Origin of the sequence: uncultured Capnocytophaga sp., from assembly GCF_938029845.1 — a bacterium.
Taxonomy (GTDB): domain Bacteria; phylum Bacteroidota; class Bacteroidia; order Flavobacteriales; family Flavobacteriaceae; genus Capnocytophaga.
This window is the reverse complement of the sequence record NZ_CALHGG010000174.1, coordinates 31,681-50,035: the sequence shown is the minus strand read 5'-3', so window position 1 is coordinate 50,035 and position 18,355 is coordinate 31,681. Positions and strand designations below refer to the sequence as shown.

Here is an 18,355-nt window from a genome sequence, read left to right as displayed (position 1 = left end):
TACTGAACTCTCATATAAAAATTACCATTTTAATAGAAATAGCAAGATAAACGAAACAATTAAAAAGAGTAAAGACTGAAAGAAAGAAGTTTAATATTTAAAATATTTTATTTATTTCAATATAGATGGTTGTTTTTTCTTATTTATCACTTTTTCACACTTGTTAATCCATTGATTACTTGAAAAATACGGTAAAAAAATAAACTAATCAAAAAATAATTATATAAATTGATGAGTTGATATTTATTGTATTTTGTAGTTAAATATAATTTAAAAAATAATTCCATTCTATTTGTTTTTTGTAATTTTGTCCTTTGTTAAAATAATTGATATATGAGAACTAAAGTGTTGTATCTTTTACTCCTATGTTTAGGAGTATTACAAGTGTCCTTCGCCCAGGAGAAGACAGTCTCAGGAGTAGTGAAGGATGAGAACTTAGAACCTATGCTGGGTGCCTCTGTTATTGTCAAGGGTACTACCAAAGGGGTTTCTACCGATGAGAATGGAGCCTACTCCCTCAAAGTAAAAGATGGGGATGTGTTGGAATTCTCTTCTATCGGATACAAATCTCAAGACCACAAGGTAACAGGTAAAACTCGTAAGTTGGATGTTGCCTTGCTCTTGGATGTAAAAGAAATTGACGAGTTTGTCTTCGTTGGTTTCGGACAGAAAAAAGCTGTAAAGGAGGCTACAGGATCCATAGGAAAAGTGGATAATGTTTCCAATAGTGCGGCTGCCTCTGTGGACAAAGCCCTTTCAGGGAAAATCGCAGGGGTACAAGGAGGGGTAACTACAGGACAACCTGGAGGTGCCGCTAATATCCGTATACGTGGGGTAGCCTCTGTCAATGGGCGTACCAATCCTATCTATATCATAGATGGAGTACGTGTCAGCCAAGGAGACCTCTCTAGTCAAACAAGTTCTTCTAACATTTTGGCGAACCTCAATGATGATGATATAGAGAGTGTAACCGTCCTTAAGGATGCGGTTTCTACAGCTGCTTATGGAGCAGATGCAGGAGCAGGGGTGATCATCATCACTACCAAGTCTGGTAAAAAAGGAGAAGCTAAGTACAAATTGAGCAGTGAAGTAGGATTTGTTACTCGTGGTGTAGCTGGAGAAAAACCACTCTCCACCCCCCAGTGGCTTAACCTCCTTTATGATGCTTACCTTAACTCACAAGAAGGTATGAGGCTTTTCCCTAATAATAACAAAGAAGCACTTATGAATGCACTTAATAACAAATCATTAAGTACAGGGTATGGTGCTTATATACAAGGACTTTATAATGATAGAGACATCAATACCGATTGGCGTGCTCTTACTGAAAACAGAGCAGCCCTAATGCAAAAAATAAATGGGACTGTATCTGGAGGAAATGATAGAATCAGCTACTATTCTTCCTTAGGATATTACAATCAAGATGGGATTGTAAAAGAAACAGGTTTTCATCGTGTAACTAATTCTAATAAAATCAACTATAAAGCAAGTGACAAACTTACTTTAGCTACTGATATTCAACTCTCTTATGGACAGACAACTGCACAGACCGATGGAGCAACTTACTCCAATCCTATCCTTATGCAGTATATGCTTCGTCCTACCGACCGTGCTTATAATCCTGATGGTACCCTTAACTTAGGTGATGCAGGAGGAAAGCTCTCTAATAGTCTGTTCAATGCTGTAGCTGTACAAGAGCTCAGTTATAATATAGCCCAAACAACTAGGGGATTTGCTAACTTCCAAGCTGATTATAAGATATGGAAAAATCTTAATTATAAGTTTGTCTTCGCTCCTGAATATATAGAGGTGTATGAAGATCAATACCAATCCCCCTTGCATGGAAATGGTTTTACCAAAGGAGGGGCTAGCTCTTGGAGTGTAAGACGTGTATTCAATTTCAATGTACAGAATATACTTTCTTATGATTTCAAGTACAAGGATAATAATAACTTCTCTGTTAATCTTATCCAGGAGGCTTATCGCTCTGATTCTAAGCGTTTGTCAGCTGAAGCTCGTATGACAGGCCCTAGCGGACTTACTTCTTTGTCCAACTTTATCACTCCTCATAGTACTACAGGAAACAGAATTGTAAACTCTCGAGGTGGATACGCTCTTACAGCTCACTATGACTATGATAAGTTCTTCCTACTTGATCTATCAGGTCGTCAGGATAGGATATCCAATTTTTGGGAGGATAATAAGACGGGTTACTTTGGCTCTATAGGAGTAGGACTTGATTTTGCCCGCTTGGATGCCCTTAAAAAGTGGAAAAAAATATCTCAATTGAAACTATCAACTTCCTATGGTTCTGTGGGAAATATGGTAGATGTATCACCTTATGCAACTTATGCTTATTTACTTAACTATAACAACCAAGTGGGAGCTTATGAAAATGGGGTGAATAACAAAGACCTTCGTTGGGAAACGCTCTCTCCTTTCAATGTAGGTTTGGATATAGGATTCCTAAATGACAGATATACCTTATCAGTGGCTTATTTCTATAAGAAAACTTCTGATATGATTTTTGCTGTACCTCTTTCCAACGCACAAGGCTCTTCCAGCGCAAGTGTATATAAGAATATAGGCGAAATGGTCAACTATGGTTTGGAATTTACTGTTGGAGCTAAGCTTATTCAGAACGATGGTGACGGGTTCAACTGGGAAGTCAATGGAAATCTTTCTACTCTAAAGAATGAAGTACTTAAGCTCTATGGAGATAAGGATATCATAAGTGGAGGACGTATTATCCGTAAGGGAGAACCAGTCAATTCTTTCTATATGAAGAAATGGGCAGGAGTAGATCCTGAGAATGGTGATCCTCTATGGTATGTCAATGGAGAAGGAGGAGAAACAACTAATGATTATAGCAAGGCTGGTTACGGAATACAAGGAAGCCATATTCCTACCTTATTTGGTGGTTTTGATACCAAACTCTCTTACCGAAACTTTACGCTTATAGCTCAGTTCTCTTACGGAGGAGGTAATAAGATATTGGATTACTTTGGAGGTTTTGTAAGAACAGACGGACGCCGTTTGCTTAATTATCCAGGATATGCTTCCCAAGCAGGTAATTATTGGACTGTGGATAACAGAAATGCAAGGGATCCTAAGCCTATCTTAGGAAGAGGTAATAGGAACTCTTCCTCTGATTCCTCTCGCTACTTATACAAAGGAGATTATATACGCCTACAGACCCTTAAGCTTTCTTATAAGGTAAAACCTGAATGGCTTGAAAAAACTTATTTGAAAGGTTTAGAATTCTATGCTCTAGGGGACAATCTTTGGACTCATAATTTTGATGAAAACTACAAGGGGGATCCAGATCTTTCCTCCAGTGGTGTAGCTAATTTTGTATTACCTGCACTTAGAACTGTAAGTTTTGGTGTAAATGTTAATCTATAAATCGTAAGAAAATGAAAAAAATATTATATACTTTCCTCTCCCTTGCTGGTGGTATTACTCTTATCTCTTGTAGTAAGGATTTTACAGAAACAAAGTTCTACCAACAGACACAAGCAACACCTATTAAGAATCTTGAAGAGCTAAATTCTTTTGTCAAGGGTGCTTATGCAAGAATGCGTAATGTAAATTATTTAGGCTGTTACTACTTAGGATATGGAGAAGCACGCTCCGATGAGATGTACAATTCTCAATCTACTGAGCGTATGACCTATACATCTGACTATATGCTGGACCCAACCAAGGGTGACCCAACCAATACTTGGAATAGTGCATATAGAGTTATAGGAAATGCTAATAAGGTGATTAACGCTCCTGATGCGCTTACCTCTATGAAAAATAATACGCCTGATGCATTGGTCAAACAGATAAAAACTCTTAAGGCAGAGGCTTATGCTATTCGTGCTATTGTCTTTTTTGATCTACTTCGCCTCTATGGGCAAAAATATACGGGAGGTACATTGGGAATACCTCTACCATTGGATTTTAATCCTACAGCAACATCTACACGTGCTACCCTTGCCGAATCGGAAGCACAGATAGAGGCTGATTTTAAAAAGTCTTTAGAACTTTTTACAGAAGTAGCTTCAGGAAGAAATCTCAATACATTGGTAGATACTGCAGACAAGACCTATCTCTCTCCTCTTGCCGTAAAAGTATTCTTGTCACGCTTTTATATGTATAAGGGAGAATTTGGACAAGCAGCAACTCTTTCTGATGAGGTGATAAACTCTAACAAATATGAAATTGTTCCAGGAGTGGATATGTCTACTTCTTTCAGCAAACCCAATGCATCTAATAGTGTATTTGAATTGGCTGTAGGAGCTACAGGGGGCTTGGGGGTTAGTGCCTATGAGTTTCTTCTTAATAGTAATGGATATGGATTACTGAGAGTAACACCACAAGCGGTAAACCTTTATGCAAGTAATGATGTAAGAAAGAATCTTTTGACACGTATAAAAAGAGAGTATTTCTTAGATAACAAATTCACAGATCTAAAAGGACAATCCAATATCAAACTCATTCGTATAGAAGAGGTTTATCTCAACGCTATAGAAGCACACTTGCGTAGTGATGATCCAACAGGTGGTGGTGATAAGACTAAGGGATACTATAATACATTAAGACAAAAAAGAGGACTTACCGCCACAACAACTGCTGTTAGTTTTGAAGAACTTACCAAGGAACGTAGTCGAGAACTCTTAGGAGAGGGCTTCCGCTACTGGGATTTACTTCGTTGGAGTTATTATGAAAAGGATAACCATACCAAGACTATAATAATTCCTCAATATAATAAGACAGGAGTGGCGGACGCAGCTAATAACAAGACAGTACCTAATAGGCTCTTTGCTTTCCCTATTCCTCAGTCCGAGATAGATAGTGAGTACAGTAATGTTACCCAGAATCCCGGATACTAAACGAAAGAGCAATCCCTTTATACTTTAGTTCGGAAAACTGTTCCTTCTTATGGAACAGTTTTCTTGTTTTTTGAATATGTATTAAATATAAGATATTTTTTCTATCTATAATATATCTTGTAGAATTTATTTTTATTATGTATGAAAAAGACTCTTTTTTCTTCTGTAAAAGAATAATAATCAATCATTTAGGTATTAAATGATAGAGGTTAGTAAATTATTTTTAATATATGATTATTGATAGGTTAAAAATCTTTGTATTTAAATAAATGTAAAAAATAATTCTGTTTAGAATATTTTATGTAATTTTGCAACGTCGTTAAATAGTTGATATATGAGAATTAAAAAAGTTGCTTATTTATTGCTTCTATTCTTAGGAGTATTACAAGTGTCCTTCGCTCAGGAGAAAACAGTCTCAGGAGTGGTGAAGGACGAGAACTTAGAACCTATGCTAGGTGCCTCTGTCATTGTCAAGGGTACTACCAAAGGGGTTTCTACGGATGAGAATGGTGCTTACTCCCTTAAAGTAAAAGAGGGAGATGTACTGGAATTCTCTTCTATCGGATACAAGTCTCAAGACCACAAGGTAACGGGTAAGACCCGAAAATTGGATGTGGCCTTGCTCTTGGATGTGAAAGAAATCGATGAGTTTGTTTTCGTTGGTTTTGGACAGAAAAAAGCTGTAAAGGAGGCTACAGGTTCCATAGGAAAAGTGGATAATATCTCCAATAGCGCCGCTGCCTCTGTGGATAAAGCGCTCTCTGGAAAAGTAGCAGGGGTACAAGGAGGGGTGACCTCTGGACAACCTGGGGGTAATGCCAATCTACGTATTCGTGGTCAGGCTTCTGTCAATGGGCGCAACAACCCTATTTATATCATTGATGGGGTACGTGTGAACCAAGGGAACCATTCACAGGGAGATATCTACTCTACTAACGTATTGGCCAACCTCAACGATGATGATATAGAGAGTGTAACCGTCCTCAAGGATGCCGTTTCTACCGCTGTATATGGAGCAGATGCAGGTACAGGGGTGATTATTATCACCACCAAATCAGGTAAAAAAGGTGATGCTAAGTACAATCTAAGCAGTGAAGTAGGGCTAGTTTCTCGTGCTTCGGCAGGGGAAGAACTCCTTACCACAGCCGAGTGGCTCAGTATCCTATATGATTCCTATCTTAATTCCGCTGAAGGAGCGGCTGCTTTCCCAAATAATAACAAAACAGCGCTCTTAGCAGCTCTTAATGCAGGTACACTTACAGGAGATATAGGGGAATCCTTACAAGAACTTTATAACAACAGACACATTAATACCGATTGGAGAAAAATTACTGAAAATGCTGCTGCTCTTATGCAGAAAATCAATGCTTCTGTATCTGGAGGAAATGATAAGTTAAGCTACTACTCCTCTGTGGGATATTATAACCAAGATGGTATTGTGAAATCAACAGGGTTTCACCGTGTAACTAACTCTAACCGAATCAATTATAAAGCAAGTGATCGCCTTACTTTGGCTACAGATATTCAGCTCTCTTATGGGCAAACAGTTACCCAACTTGATGGGGCAAATTACGGAAACCCTATCTTAGGACAATACCTCTTGCAGCCTATTGACAGGGCTTATAACCCTGATGGTACTTACAATTATGGGGTTAATGGGGAATTGAGAAACGGACTCCATAATGTGGCAGCACTACAAGGTATCAACCAGTATAAGGCTGAGACAGTCAGAGGCTTTGGTAACTTCCAAGCTGATTACAAGCTTTGGGATAACCTTACTTATAAGTTTGTTTTCGCCCCTGAGTATATTAATCTTACCCAAAAGAGTTACCTCTCTCCTTTGCATGGGGATGGTAAGGAAACCAGAGGAGAAAGTACTTGGTATGCTACTCGTATCTTTAGCTTCAATGTACAGAACATACTTTCCTATGACTTCAAGATCAAGGATAAGAACAATTTCTCTGTGAACCTGATTCAAGAGGCTTATCGTACCGATAAGCAAGTCTTAGGAGCTAAAGCACAACAAGTAGGTTCCGATAAGCTCAAATCCTTATATAACTTTATCTCTCCCGTAAGTACTACAGGTACTGATAATGTGGATTCTCGCGGAGGTTACGCCCTCACTGCTCACTATGACTATGATAAGTTCTTCCTACTAGACCTCTCTGGTCGCCAAGACCGTGTGTCCAACTTCTGGACAGAGAATCAAACAGGTTATTTTGGTTCCGTAGGGATAGGACTTGATTTTGCTCGCTTGGAGGCGCTTAAACAATGGAAGAAAATATCCCAATTGAAACTCTCAGCCTCCTATGGACAAGTAGGTAACTTGGTGGATGTTTCTCCTTATGCGCTATACCGATATAGTTACAACTATAACAATGCCCCAGGAGCTTATCCTGTAGGGGTGAATAATAAGGATTTACGTTGGGAAACGCTCTCTCCTCTCAATATTGGTTTTGACTTAGGACTGTTCAAGGACAGAATTACCTTGTCTGTGGCTTACTTTAATAAGCAAACCAAGGATATGATTTTTGCCTCACCGCTTTCTATCGCTCAAGGGGCTTATGATGAACGTACAGAAGATGCAGTAAGATTCATTAATATAGGGGAAATGGTGAATAAGGGGCTTGAATTTACCCTCAATGCCAAAATACTTGAAAGCGAAAACGGACTGAACTGGAGCCTTGGTGGAAATATCAGTACACTAAAGAATGAGGTTACCAAGATGTATGATGAGAATGATATCATCACAGGTCGTCGTATTATTCGTAAGGGAGAAGCGGTGAACTCTTTCTATCTTAAGAAATGGGCAGGTGCCAATCCTGAAAATGGAAATCCTCGCTGGTATATCAATGGAGAAGGGGGAGCAACCACCGAAGACTATAATCAAGCTCATGAAGCCGTACAAGGTAGCGCTATTCCTACCCTATATGGTGGATTTGATACCCAACTCTCTTATGAGAACTGGACACTCTTGGCACAATTCTCTTATGGTTTTGGTAACAAAATCTATGATGCTTTAGGTCAATTTGGACGTAGCGATGGTAGAATTACTCATATCTACCCAGGTTACAAGTCTCAATATAACAACTATTGGACACCTGAAAATCGTAATTCTGATAACCCTAAACCTATATGGGGTAAAAATACAGGGTCTACTGAGTCATCCTCTCGTTTCCTATACAAAGGTGACTACTTACGCTTACAAACTGTAAAGCTTTCTTACAAACTTAAAACAGAGTGGTTAGAAAAGACTTATTTCAAGGGCTTAGAGTTCTATGCCTTGGGTGACAACCTTTGGACACATAATTTTGATAAGAACTTCAAGGGAGACCCAGACTATTCTGTAGGAGGACAAACAGCTTTTGGACTTCCTTCCCTTAGAACCGTAAGTTTTGGAGTAAATGTTAACCTATAATACAGATATACAATGAAAAAAATTATATATACCCTCCTTTCTCTTACTACAGGTTTTGCACTGACCTCTTGCAGTAAGGACTTTACAGAAACCCAATTCCACCAAGGAGAACAAATGGCACCGCTCAGCTCCGTAGAGCAGCTTACCTCTTTTGTCAATGGAACTTATGTAAAGATGCGTGATGTCTATTACTTAGGGTCTTATTATCGTGCCTATGGAGAAATACGCTCTGATGAGATGTATAATACCGAAAAAACAGGTCGTCTCTTAGGAATCTCTACCTATACCATGAAGACAACCGATTCTGATGGAGAAAATACATGGAAGGCCATTTATAGGGTGATTGGGAATGCCAATATTGCTATCAATGCAGCTGATAACCTCACTTGGGGAGGAAGTAATGATCCACAGGAGACAGCCAATGAGATCAAGCGACTTAAAGGACAAGCCTATACGGTACGTGCCTTAGCGCTTTTTGATTTGCTTCGCCTCTATGGTCAGCAATATGCCTCTGGTACTTTAGGAGTGCCTGTGCCTTTGCAGTACGATCCTAATGCTAACTCTACTCGTGCAACTGTGGCACAAACAGAGGCGCAGATAGAAAGTGATCTTAACCGAGCCAGTGCTTTATTTGAATCCATAGGTGATGTGGTAGAGCAGACCAGTTCGTCCGAGAAAAACTATATTTCTCCCTTGGCACTCAAGGCAATCGCTTCTCGCTACTATCTTTACAAACATGATTATGCTAAAGTAGCTGAACTTTCCGATGCAATTATCAATTCAGGGAAGTATGCAGTAGCTGCCAAGGATGACTTACAAGGCTCATTCTCTAAACCCGATGCCGCCAATAGTATCTTTGAACTTACGGTAGGAACTAGCAGCTCTTTGAGTTCTGATGCCTATGACTACTTGGTACACTTCTCTCCAGGTTATGCCCAATTGGCGGTATCTGAGCAGGCAGTAAATCTCTATGAAGCAGGAGATGTGAGAAAGAATCTGATTACCTCCGGTAGCTTAGGAGGGCAAACTAAGTATTTCCTTAATAATAAGTTCTATGGGCTACAAGGAAGTAATAACATCAAGGTAATTCGTTACGAAGAGGTATTGCTCAATGCCATAGAAGCCCATCTTAATACTGATGACCGCAGAGGTACAGGTAATAAAACCAAGGGTTATTACAATAGGCTCCGCCACGAACGAGGTCTTGCAGCAGTTTCTGCTGTAACCTTGGATGATCTCAAGAAAGAGCGTGTAAGAGAGCTTGTAGGTGAGGGGCAACGCTATTGGGATTTACTCCGTTGGGGAGTAGCCATTCCGCAACTTAATAGTGCGGGTAGTGTTATCCGAAGCCGAAATATAGGTGATAAGTTATTGGCATTCCCTATACCTAAGTCAGAGGTAGATAGCCCTAATAGTGCAGGTGTATCACAAAATGAAGGATACTAATAACATCGCAGGTTTCCTTATATTATTTTCCAAAAGCCGTTCCTTGTCTTAGGGAACGGCTTTTTTATTTCAAGTATTTTTGATATTGAGGCAAGGTATCTATGCTTTTACACGAATATTCCAAATGGGAAAAGCAGTAAAATAAGAAATGTTGATATTTTTATTAATAAAAAACATTTTTATAGGTTTTTCTTTGATTTTTTTTTCATACCTTTGACGGCTAAAAAGAGTTATCACTCTACAAGCGAGATAACTTTTAGATTTTGTCGTAATAATATATATTTATTTAACATAGATAAAAGATTTTACAATGGGATTTTTTGATTTCTTAACAGAAGAGATAGCCATTGACTTAGGGACAGCAAACACACTGATTATTCATAAGGATAAGGTAGTGGTGGATAGTCCGTCTATTGTGGCTCGTGATTTAAGCACTAATAAGATTATTGCAGTAGGTAGGGAAGCGCAACTCATGCAGGGAAAGACCTACGAACGTATCAAGACAGTTCGCCCACTTAAAGATGGGGTCATTGCTGACTTCGACGCCTCAGAGCAGATGATCAATGCTTTTATTAGGAGTATTCCACCGCTTAAAAGGCGCTTTTTCTCTCCTTCACTTAAGATAGTAGTATGTATCCCTTCAGGTATTACCGAGGTAGAGATGCGTGCTGTACGTGAATCCTGTGAAAGGGTCAATGGTAAGGAAATATTCCTCATCTATGAGCCTATGGCAGCAGCTATCGGGATAGGTTTGGATATTATGCAAGCCAAAGGTAATATGATTATTGATATAGGGGGAGGTACTGCCGAGATTGCGGTGATTTCCTTAGGAGGTATTGTTTGTGATAAGTCAGTGAAGATTGCAGGGGATGTCTTTACCAATGATATTATCTATTACATGCGTACCCGACATAATCTTTATATAGGGGAGACTACAGCCGAGAATATTAAGATAAACACAGGAGCAGCTATCGAGGATATTGATTCTCCACCTGATCCTATGCTTGTACAGGGGCGAGACCTTCTTACAGGAAAGCCTAAGCAGGTAGAGATTTCTCATAGAGAGGTGGCAAAAGCCTTGGACAAATCGATCCTACGTATAGAGGACGCTATTATGGAAACACTTTCCCAAACGCCACCAGAACTTGCTGCGGATATCTACAATACAGGTATCTATATGGCAGGGGGTGGTTCTATGTTACGTGGGCTTGACAAACGTATTTCTATGCGTACCGACTTGCCTGTATATGTAGCCGAAGATCCACTACGTGCTGTGGTAAGAGGAACAGGAATTACACTCAAAAATATAGAGAAGTTCAAAACTATTTTGATGAAATAGATGCGGCTGATTTTATTGTTTTTTAAGCGACAAAAAGATTTCCTATTTTTCCTGCTTTTATTTGCTTTTTCTTTTTCTTTTGTGCTCAATGGAAATTCTTTCCAGCAGTCCAAGTTCCTATATATAGCCACTGATGTAGTAGGGGATGTTTATCTTCTACGCAATGGGGTTCAGGAGTATTTCTCCCTCAAGCAACAGAACGAGCAGTTAGCCAAGGAGAATAGGCAATTGCACGAGCAACTACTTAAGGAGCGTGCCCAAAAGCTGGAAGAACTCTCTAAAGAACCTATACTGCTATATTCCCCAGAGCAATATGCGGTATATAGGGCAGAGATTATAAAGAATAGCTATCATTTGTCCAAAAACTATCTGATAATCAATAAGGGAACACGCGATAGTATTCATCAGGATATGGGAGTAGTTTCTCCTAAGGGAATTGTAGGTATCATTGACAAGGCTACCTCTCGGTATGCCTCAGTACAGTCCGTACTCAATACACTCTCCAAGATTAGTGCCACCCACAAGAAGTCGGGCTACTATGGTACGCTCTCTTGGGATGGGAAGGATCCCACTATAGTACAATTAACTGATATACCAAGCCTTGCTCCCATTTCTGTAGGCGATTCTATCGTTACTGCTGGACATTCGAGCATATTCCCAAAAGGTATTCCCATAGGAAAGGTGCTCAATGTCAATGCTAACACAAGGGATAACTCTCTGCTCTCCCAAGTGAAGTTATTTACAGATATGCAGCAATTGCAACATGTATATATTATCAAAAACAAAGAGCAAATCCCTATCAAACAATTAGAAGAACAGATACAAGAGCAAGCAGATGAATAGTTTGTCTTATATTTTACAACTCATAGGTTGGGTACTTTTGCAAGGTATACTCCTGAACAATATGAACTTGTTTGGGTATGCCAATCCTGCCGTATATTTGCTTTTCTTCATGACCTATCCAGTGGTAGAGAATAAAGCGCTCTTACTACTTTTAGCTACCCTCTCCGGTCTTGCCATAGATATACTTTCCAATACCAGTGGAATCTATGGCTGTGCTACTCTATGTATCGTCTTTCTTCGCCCTTTACTAATCCGTTTGTTTTTTGGTCAGAATTTTGAAGGTCAAGCGGTGGGCTTGTTACAAGTAAGTTTTACGCTGCGAATGCTTTATATACTTTCTTTCTCCCTTATTTTCCATCTTATTTTTTCTCTATTAGAGACTTTCCAATGGCAGCTATGGCTCTATTCATTGAATAAGACATTGGTCAATGTGACCTTTACGTCTATTGTCTGTCTATTAGTGTCACAGCTTATCTCAAGCCGCAAGGAAGTGAAGTATTAAAGAAATCTCTTGCTTTTACCATATTATTTTTGTAGCTTTGCGGTCTCAATGAAAAAGAGGAAGTTACATATTCATGTTTTTGCTTTTTTACTGCTGCTAAGCATGTTGAAAATAGCTTTTCCTGTAGGTGAATTTTTTCATAATCACTACTCAGGAAAGGAGTTATGTACTTATGCTCATGGTAAGAAGTGCGATCATGATACCCATATCTCTCAAGCGGAAAAGCATCATGACTGTATGTTTTTCCAGTTGCACCAAAACTTCATCTTTACTACTTTTATTTATCATCTTTTATCAACAGATGTAACAGATGTTTTTTTCTTACATGAGGAAAAAACACAATCTTCTTTTATTCAACCTCTCACCAGAGGACCTCCTTCTTTAATGGTTAGTTGTTAATTGTCAATTGTTCAATGATTAGTACTATTATTAATCATTGGTAGTTATTGGCATTAGTCATTATTTGACATTAATCATTAATTGTAATTTGTCATTATGAAAAAGCTATTGAGTCTTTTTCTCTTTGCTGTGACCTTTTCTCTCTATGGGCAAGAGACGCTTAACCTGATAATAGAGGACAAAGGAGGACAGCCTTTACCCAGTGCAGTAGTCCATTTTGTAGGCAAACATTTTGTAAGTGATTCCAATGGTAAAGTAAGCATTCCCAAATTATCCCAAGGGAAATACCCTATTAAGGTAAATTACTTAGGATTCTTGGACTATGAAGCTATTATAACCATTCCTGCACCTAACCCTTATAGAGTAACCATGCAGGAGGAGGTCAATCAGTTGGCAGGAACAACCCTTATAGGGCATGTAGCCAAACCTGTAACAGCTACAGTAGCCATAGATAAACCCAAGCTCCAACAAAAATCAGGGGAAGAGCTGGCCAAGGTGCTCACTACGGTAACGGGGGTCTCCATGATACAAACAGGAGCTACCATAGCCAAACCAGTTATTCATGGCCTACATAGCAATCGTATCTTAATTCTCAATAACGAAGTACGCCAGGAGGGACAACAATGGGGAGCAGATCATGCCCCTGAGATAGACCCAGCCGTGGCTGATAGGATTGCGGTAGTTAAGGGAGCTGATGCAGTTCGTTATGGCTCTGATGCCTTAGGGGGTGTTGTGGTGATTACTCCCAATAAACTTCCTTATGGAGATGGATTGCATGGGCAGATCTCTCCTTCCTTTGCTTCCAATGGACGAAAAACGGCCACCACTTTAAAGTTAGAGAGTGGTGTGCCACATCTACACCATTGGGCATGGCGCCTACAAGGCACCCTTAAGCGTTCTGGAGATATCCATACGGCAGATTATATGCTGAATAATACAGCTGCAGCAGAGGCCAATTTCTCTGCAGCCATAGGCATGCAACAAGAAACAGTAGCCGCAGAACTGTTCTATAGCCGATACGAGAATGAAAGTAGTGTCTTCTATGGATCCCATATAGGTAACTTAGATGATTTATTAGCTCGGTTTGAGATAGGTCGTCCCTTGACCACTTATCCTTTTTCTTATAGTATACAGGCGCCCAAGCAGAAAGTAGTTCATCACCTGCTCAAGGCGAAGGCTTACTATTTCCTCCCTTTCGGAGGAAAACTCACTGCCCAGTATGCTTTCCAAAAGGATATCCGACAGGAATTCAGTGTGCGCCGATTGGATAGAACTCGTATTCCAGCCCTTAATATGTGGTTAACTACCCATCTGGCGGAGGTCTTTTGGGAGAATATGGATGCACCTCATTGGAAAACTTTGTTAGGGGGTAGTTTTTCCTTGCAGGATAACTATAACCAACCTGGAACAGGGGTGGTGCCTGTGATACCGAACTTTGCCTCAGTGGGCTATGGAGCTTTTGCTATAGAGAAGTATCACAAGGATAATTGGAATGCTGAGGCAGGATTGCGTTATGATTATAAGTATCTTAGTGCAGATGGTTATGATATGTATTCCCAGCGTTATGGTGGTGAACATAATTTTCATAATATCACCTATAGCTTAGGAGGGGCTTGGCAGGCTACACCTCATAGCTCACTTAGTAGCAATATAGGAGTGGCGTGGCGTGCACCTCAGGTCAATGAACTCTATAGCAGTGGTTTGCATCATGGAGCAGGTACTTATAATCTGGGAGAGGCCTCACTGAGTCCTGAAACAGGTGCCAAATGGATTACCTCTTTAAGCTATAACCATCCAGATAGGGGGGTACGTCTTACAGCTGATGCTTATGTGCAGCTTATCAAGAACTATATCTATGACTATCCTACGGGTGAAGTACGCACTTTATTTTCTGGGGTATATCCTATATTCCAATATACTCAAGCGGATGCTTTCTTCCGTGGAGTTGATATAGATGCCTCGGTAAGGCTTGCCAAGTGGGGGGCACTTGCCCAGAGTCTGTCTTATGGGCTAAGAGGCTCGGTAGTATTTGCCAATGAGCTGAAGACTCATAGATATTTTCCTTTTATTCCAACCCCACGCTTGAGTCAATCTTTGGAATGGAAATCCCAACCCAAGGGTTTGTTTCAGAGTCTCGAGGCAAGTATAGGACATACCTTTGTAGCTAAGCAAACGCGTTTTGAGCCTTCGCAGGAGTTGGTAGCCACCACTCCCGATGCCTATCACCTTTTTGAGGCAGCCATAGGAGGTACTATTGCTATAGGTGAGCAGCAAACCCTCTCAGTAAGGCTCTCTGCTGAAAATCTTTTCAATCAACTGTATAAGGAATACACCAACCGTTTCCGCTATTACGCGCATGACTTGGGGCGTAATGTATATCTGAGATTGAATTATAACTTTTAAAAAGATTGTTGAATACTAAAATTAGAAAAAAATGAAAAAAATAACGAATGTACTTAAAAAACTCTCTTTTGTAGCACTTTCTGCAACTTTACTCTTTGCTTGCTCTAAAGAGGATGAAAAAAATGGAATAACTACACCAGCTCCTAAAATAGAAGAATTGGAGTTAGGACATGAAAACTCTAAAATAGGTCATATAGGTGATGATGTACATATAGAAGCTCTTTTCTCTGCTGAAGGAATGATTAAGGAGACCAAACTACAGATTACTTATACCAGCGGAAAGTCTTCTTTCAAGATAGAAGAAATTTCTACTGAATTTGTAGGGAAAAAAGGAGGAAAAATACACAAACATGTGGATATTCCTGCCGATGCTAAAGAGGGGAATTATGATTTCTTATTTTCTGTTACCGATCAAAATGGTCAAACAACCTCTGTTAAAGAAGTCTTGAAGGTAGAGAAGAAAAGAGATTTCACTGAGAATGAAACTCTTTCACTTGCGACTTTACAATTAGGGGTGCTAAACAAAAGTATTGCTTTAAAGAAGGATGATTTTATAGCCAAATTCAGCAATGGAAATGTTGCTTATGAGCAGTCCAATCCTTTTGAACCCTTGGTGTATGAGGCCACTCGCCAAGAAGCACCTTTTGCAAAATATAAAGTAGCGGTTAGCTTTGCGAATGTATTTGATTTAGATATTCGCCCTTACCAAAGCTACGAAGGAGTGGATAGTATTACCATCACTCCCTTAGATGCTACAGGGGAAGAAGCTAAGAATGACCAGCCTAAAGAGATTTTTGAGTATTTTGAGCAGTATATCTCTTTCTTCAGTACCAAACCTTATCAATATATCCGAGAAAATGATGACAAGGGGTATTCTGTGAAAAACTTTACTAAGGAAGAGTTCTACGCTACTTTCTCTAACAAGGAGCTAAAAGAAACAGACGCAGAGATCCTTTGGAATGCAAATCCTAATAAGCCTGCTTTGGAAAGCTCTAAAGCAAAAAATACGCCTATTGTGAAGCTAAAATACAAGCACGAGAGTAATACTTATGAACTTTCTTTTGAGTTCAACCGACCTGCTGATTATACAAACAACCTAAAACAAAATTAAAAGAACAACAAGATGAAACACTTATTAAGCACACTAAAAACAGTACTAACAGCCACTCTTTTAGGGATAGCAATTACCTCATGCAGTAAAGAGCCTCAAAAGCCTAACAATGAAAAAGAGGACAAAGGTCATGAGGATCCCACTAGAGTAGAATTTGTTATCCGCAGAGGACACCTTCATGGGGTACGCTTCCATGGAGATCCTGAAAGTATCATAGCACCTGTACAAAGGTTCAAGTTTGAACTGGATCAAACGACCAAAAACTGGGTACGTAAGGATATGGATGGGAAGATACTAACCGACGCCTCTCCTGTGGTAATGATAGAGGGGGCACACTATGCCATGGAAATTGTCTATTACAATAGCAAAGGCGAGCGTATGAATCACGAATTTACTAGTGCACAGATGCTCCCTATCCACCAGCACTTCTTTGAAGTAAAAAGCTATACCGATACCAAAACCCAACAAGAAAGTACTGATACAGCTTCTTTATTTACTTACACCTATCGTGATACAGATCCTGAACAAGTACCTATTGGAGACTTAATTGATGAAAAAAATAGTACCAAACGTTCTGTACTTACTGATAACCCTTTGGGATTAAAAGGCTATTTTGCTCCTGGAAAAGCCTATGCAAAATATGATATAAGAATAAGTCTTTTCCATGTATTAAGAGGAACTAAGAATAAAAATAATCAACAAGGGGAATTTTATCCTTTCAATGCCCCTGGTGATGAGTTGAAAGCACGTAGTACTACCGATTTCTCTCAGAAGATACCAGTACAAGTGATTACTTCTATCTCCTCAGGAGGGGAAGAAGACACTGCTCGCTATTACAAAGAGATAGCTGACTACTATGGCATTACTCCTGAAAGAGTGAAAGCACTTATAGATGAGGCACGAGATAAACATGATTCTGCTACTTACTGGATGTAGGATAGAGAACAATAGTAGTAAGGGCGAATGACAATTCGCCCTTATCGCTTTTAGTTCTAACTCTAAATGACTAGCCACTAACCTCTAATCACTAATCATAGATGGCTTGTTAATTGTTTATTAATTTTATTCATAAATAAAGTATAAAGCGGCTTGTTAATCCGTTTTTTTATTTTACTTTTGCGAAAAATTCAGTATGAAAGGAATTATTTTAGCGGGAGGCTCAGGTACAAGGCTTTACCCTATTACCAAAGGGGTTTCTAAACAGTTGCTTCCTATCTATGATAAGCCTATGATTTATTATCCATTATCAGTGCTTATGCTCTCTGGTATTAGGGATATACTTATTATCACTACCCCTGAAGATGCTCCTGCTTTCCACCGTTTGCTTGGGGATGGGAGTCAATTTGGTCTTCATCTCTCTTATGCTGAACAACCTTCTCCTGATGGCTTAGCACAAGCCTTTATTATCGGAGAGGAATTTATCGGAAAGGATGATGTGTGTCTTATCTTGGGAGATAATATTTTCTATGGTCAACATTTTTCTCAAATGCTCTCTCAAGCGGTGACCAATGTACAGCAAGAACAAAAGGCTACAGTTTTTGGTTATTATGTGAAAGACCCTGAACGCTATGGAGTAGCTGAGTTCGATCAGGAGGGTAATGTCCTTTCTATAGAAGAAAAACCTAAAAAACCAAAATCTAACTATGCCATTGTAGGCTTATATTTCTATCCTAATAAGGTCATAGAAATAGCCAAACAGATAAAACCTTCAGCACGAGGAGAACTGGAGATTACTTCAGTAAACCAAGAGTTTTTACAAGCAAAAGAACTTAAGGTACAGCTCTTAGGACGTGGATTTGCTTGGCTAGATACAGGAACTCATGATTCCTTAACAGAGGCTACCAACTTTGTGGAGACTTTGGAAAAGCGACAAGGATTAAAAATTTCCTGTTTGGAAGAGATTGCTTACCATAAAGGCTGGATTAGTAAGGAAAAACTCAAGGAACTTGCTCAGGAACTCTCTAAGAATGGTTATGGACAATATTTGTTGGACTTAGTAAAATCTAAATAGTTG

General features: G+C 39.4%; 12 protein-coding genes. All 12 read left to right on the top strand.

Features of this window, described 5'->3' with window-relative positions:
* Positions 1–333: 333 nt before the first annotated feature.
* The gene (locus Q0625_RS13705) at positions 334–3,405 is read left to right on the top strand and encodes a SusC/RagA family TonB-linked outer membrane protein (protein WP_298828442.1); all 3,072 of its coding nucleotides are present in this window, start codon (positions 334–336) and stop codon (positions 3,403–3,405) included.
* Between the two features lie 11 nt (positions 3,406–3,416).
* Entirely contained in the window at positions 3,417–4,880 is a 1,464-nt protein-coding gene (locus Q0625_RS13700; protein WP_298828440.1) for a RagB/SusD family nutrient uptake outer membrane protein, read from the top strand.
* 334 nt (positions 4,881–5,214) lie between these two features.
* Entirely contained in the window at positions 5,215–8,298 is a 3,084-nt protein-coding gene (locus Q0625_RS13695; RefSeq protein ID WP_298828437.1) for a SusC/RagA family TonB-linked outer membrane protein, read from the top strand.
* 12 nt (positions 8,299–8,310) lie between these two features.
* The gene (locus tag Q0625_RS13690; RefSeq protein ID WP_298828435.1) at positions 8,311–9,744 is read left to right on the top strand and encodes a RagB/SusD family nutrient uptake outer membrane protein; all 1,434 of its coding nucleotides are present in this window, start codon (positions 8,311–8,313) and stop codon (positions 9,742–9,744) included.
* Between the two features lie 310 nt (positions 9,745–10,054).
* A complete protein-coding gene (locus Q0625_RS13685) occupies positions 10,055–11,083 on the top strand; it encodes a rod shape-determining protein (RefSeq protein ID WP_009641709.1) in 1,029 nt (342 codons plus the stop codon).
* Positions 11,084–11,926: a rod shape-determining protein MreC gene (gene mreC / locus Q0625_RS13680; RefSeq protein WP_298828431.1), complete on the top strand. Its 843-nt coding sequence runs from the start codon at positions 11,084–11,086 to the stop codon at positions 11,924–11,926.
* Positions 11,919–12,428 carry a rod shape-determining protein MreD gene (gene mreD, locus Q0625_RS13675; RefSeq protein ID WP_298828428.1) on the top strand — a complete coding sequence of 170 codons (510 nt, stop codon included), beginning with the start codon at positions 11,919–11,921 and terminating at the stop codon, positions 12,426–12,428. The genes mreC and mreD overlap by 8 nt, the downstream gene beginning before the upstream one ends.
* Before the next feature lie 48 nt (positions 12,429–12,476).
* Positions 12,477–12,827, top strand: coding sequence for a hypothetical protein (locus Q0625_RS13670; protein WP_298828425.1), 351 nt, complete (start codon positions 12,477–12,479; stop codon positions 12,825–12,827).
* A gap of 96 nt (positions 12,828–12,923) precedes the next feature.
* A complete protein-coding gene (locus Q0625_RS13665) occupies positions 12,924–15,230 on the top strand; it encodes a TonB-dependent receptor (protein ID WP_298828423.1) in 2,307 nt (768 codons plus the stop codon).
* 31 nt (positions 15,231–15,261) lie between these two features.
* The gene (locus Q0625_RS13660) at positions 15,262–16,341 is read left to right on the top strand and encodes a DUF4625 domain-containing protein (protein ID WP_298828420.1); all 1,080 of its coding nucleotides are present in this window, start codon (positions 15,262–15,264) and stop codon (positions 16,339–16,341) included.
* Positions 16,342–16,353: 12 nt separating this feature from the next.
* Positions 16,354–17,277 carry a hypothetical protein gene (locus tag Q0625_RS13655; RefSeq protein WP_298828417.1) on the top strand — a complete coding sequence of 308 codons (924 nt, stop codon included), beginning with the start codon at positions 16,354–16,356 and terminating at the stop codon, positions 17,275–17,277.
* A 196-nt stretch (positions 17,278–17,473) separates the two neighbouring features.
* Positions 17,474–18,352, top strand: a complete 879-nt coding sequence (gene rfbA / locus Q0625_RS13650; protein WP_298828415.1) for a glucose-1-phosphate thymidylyltransferase RfbA — start codon at positions 17,474–17,476, stop codon at positions 18,350–18,352.
* Positions 18,353–18,355: the final 3 nt, after the last annotated feature.

What these genes read in the sequence shown, in the direction of transcription:
- Q0625_RS13705 (WP_298828442.1), top strand. Translation starts at nt 334, where the DNA reads ATGAGAACTAAAGTGTTGTATCTTTTACTCCTATGTTTAGGAGTATTA.
- Q0625_RS13700 (WP_298828440.1), top strand. Translation starts at nt 3,417, where the DNA reads ATGAAAAAAATATTATATACTTTCCTCTCCCTTGCTGGTGGTATTACT.
- Q0625_RS13695 (WP_298828437.1), top strand. Translation starts at nt 5,215, where the DNA reads ATGAGAATTAAAAAAGTTGCTTATTTATTGCTTCTATTCTTAGGAGTA.
- Q0625_RS13690 (WP_298828435.1), top strand. Translation starts at nt 8,311, where the DNA reads ATGAAAAAAATTATATATACCCTCCTTTCTCTTACTACAGGTTTTGCA.
- Q0625_RS13685 (WP_009641709.1), top strand. Translation starts at nt 10,055, where the DNA reads ATGGGATTTTTTGATTTCTTAACAGAAGAGATAGCCATTGACTTAGGG.
- mreC (WP_298828431.1), top strand. Translation starts at nt 11,084, where the DNA reads ATGCGGCTGATTTTATTGTTTTTTAAGCGACAAAAAGATTTCCTATTT.
- mreD (WP_298828428.1), top strand. Translation starts at nt 11,919, where the DNA reads ATGAATAGTTTGTCTTATATTTTACAACTCATAGGTTGGGTACTTTTG.
- Q0625_RS13670 (WP_298828425.1), top strand. Translation starts at nt 12,477, where the DNA reads ATGAAAAAGAGGAAGTTACATATTCATGTTTTTGCTTTTTTACTGCTG.
- Q0625_RS13665 (WP_298828423.1), top strand. Translation starts at nt 12,924, where the DNA reads ATGAAAAAGCTATTGAGTCTTTTTCTCTTTGCTGTGACCTTTTCTCTC.
- Q0625_RS13660 (WP_298828420.1), top strand. Translation starts at nt 15,262, where the DNA reads ATGAAAAAAATAACGAATGTACTTAAAAAACTCTCTTTTGTAGCACTT.
- Q0625_RS13655 (WP_298828417.1), top strand. Translation starts at nt 16,354, where the DNA reads ATGAAACACTTATTAAGCACACTAAAAACAGTACTAACAGCCACTCTT.
- rfbA (WP_298828415.1), top strand. Translation starts at nt 17,474, where the DNA reads ATGAAAGGAATTATTTTAGCGGGAGGCTCAGGTACAAGGCTTTACCCT.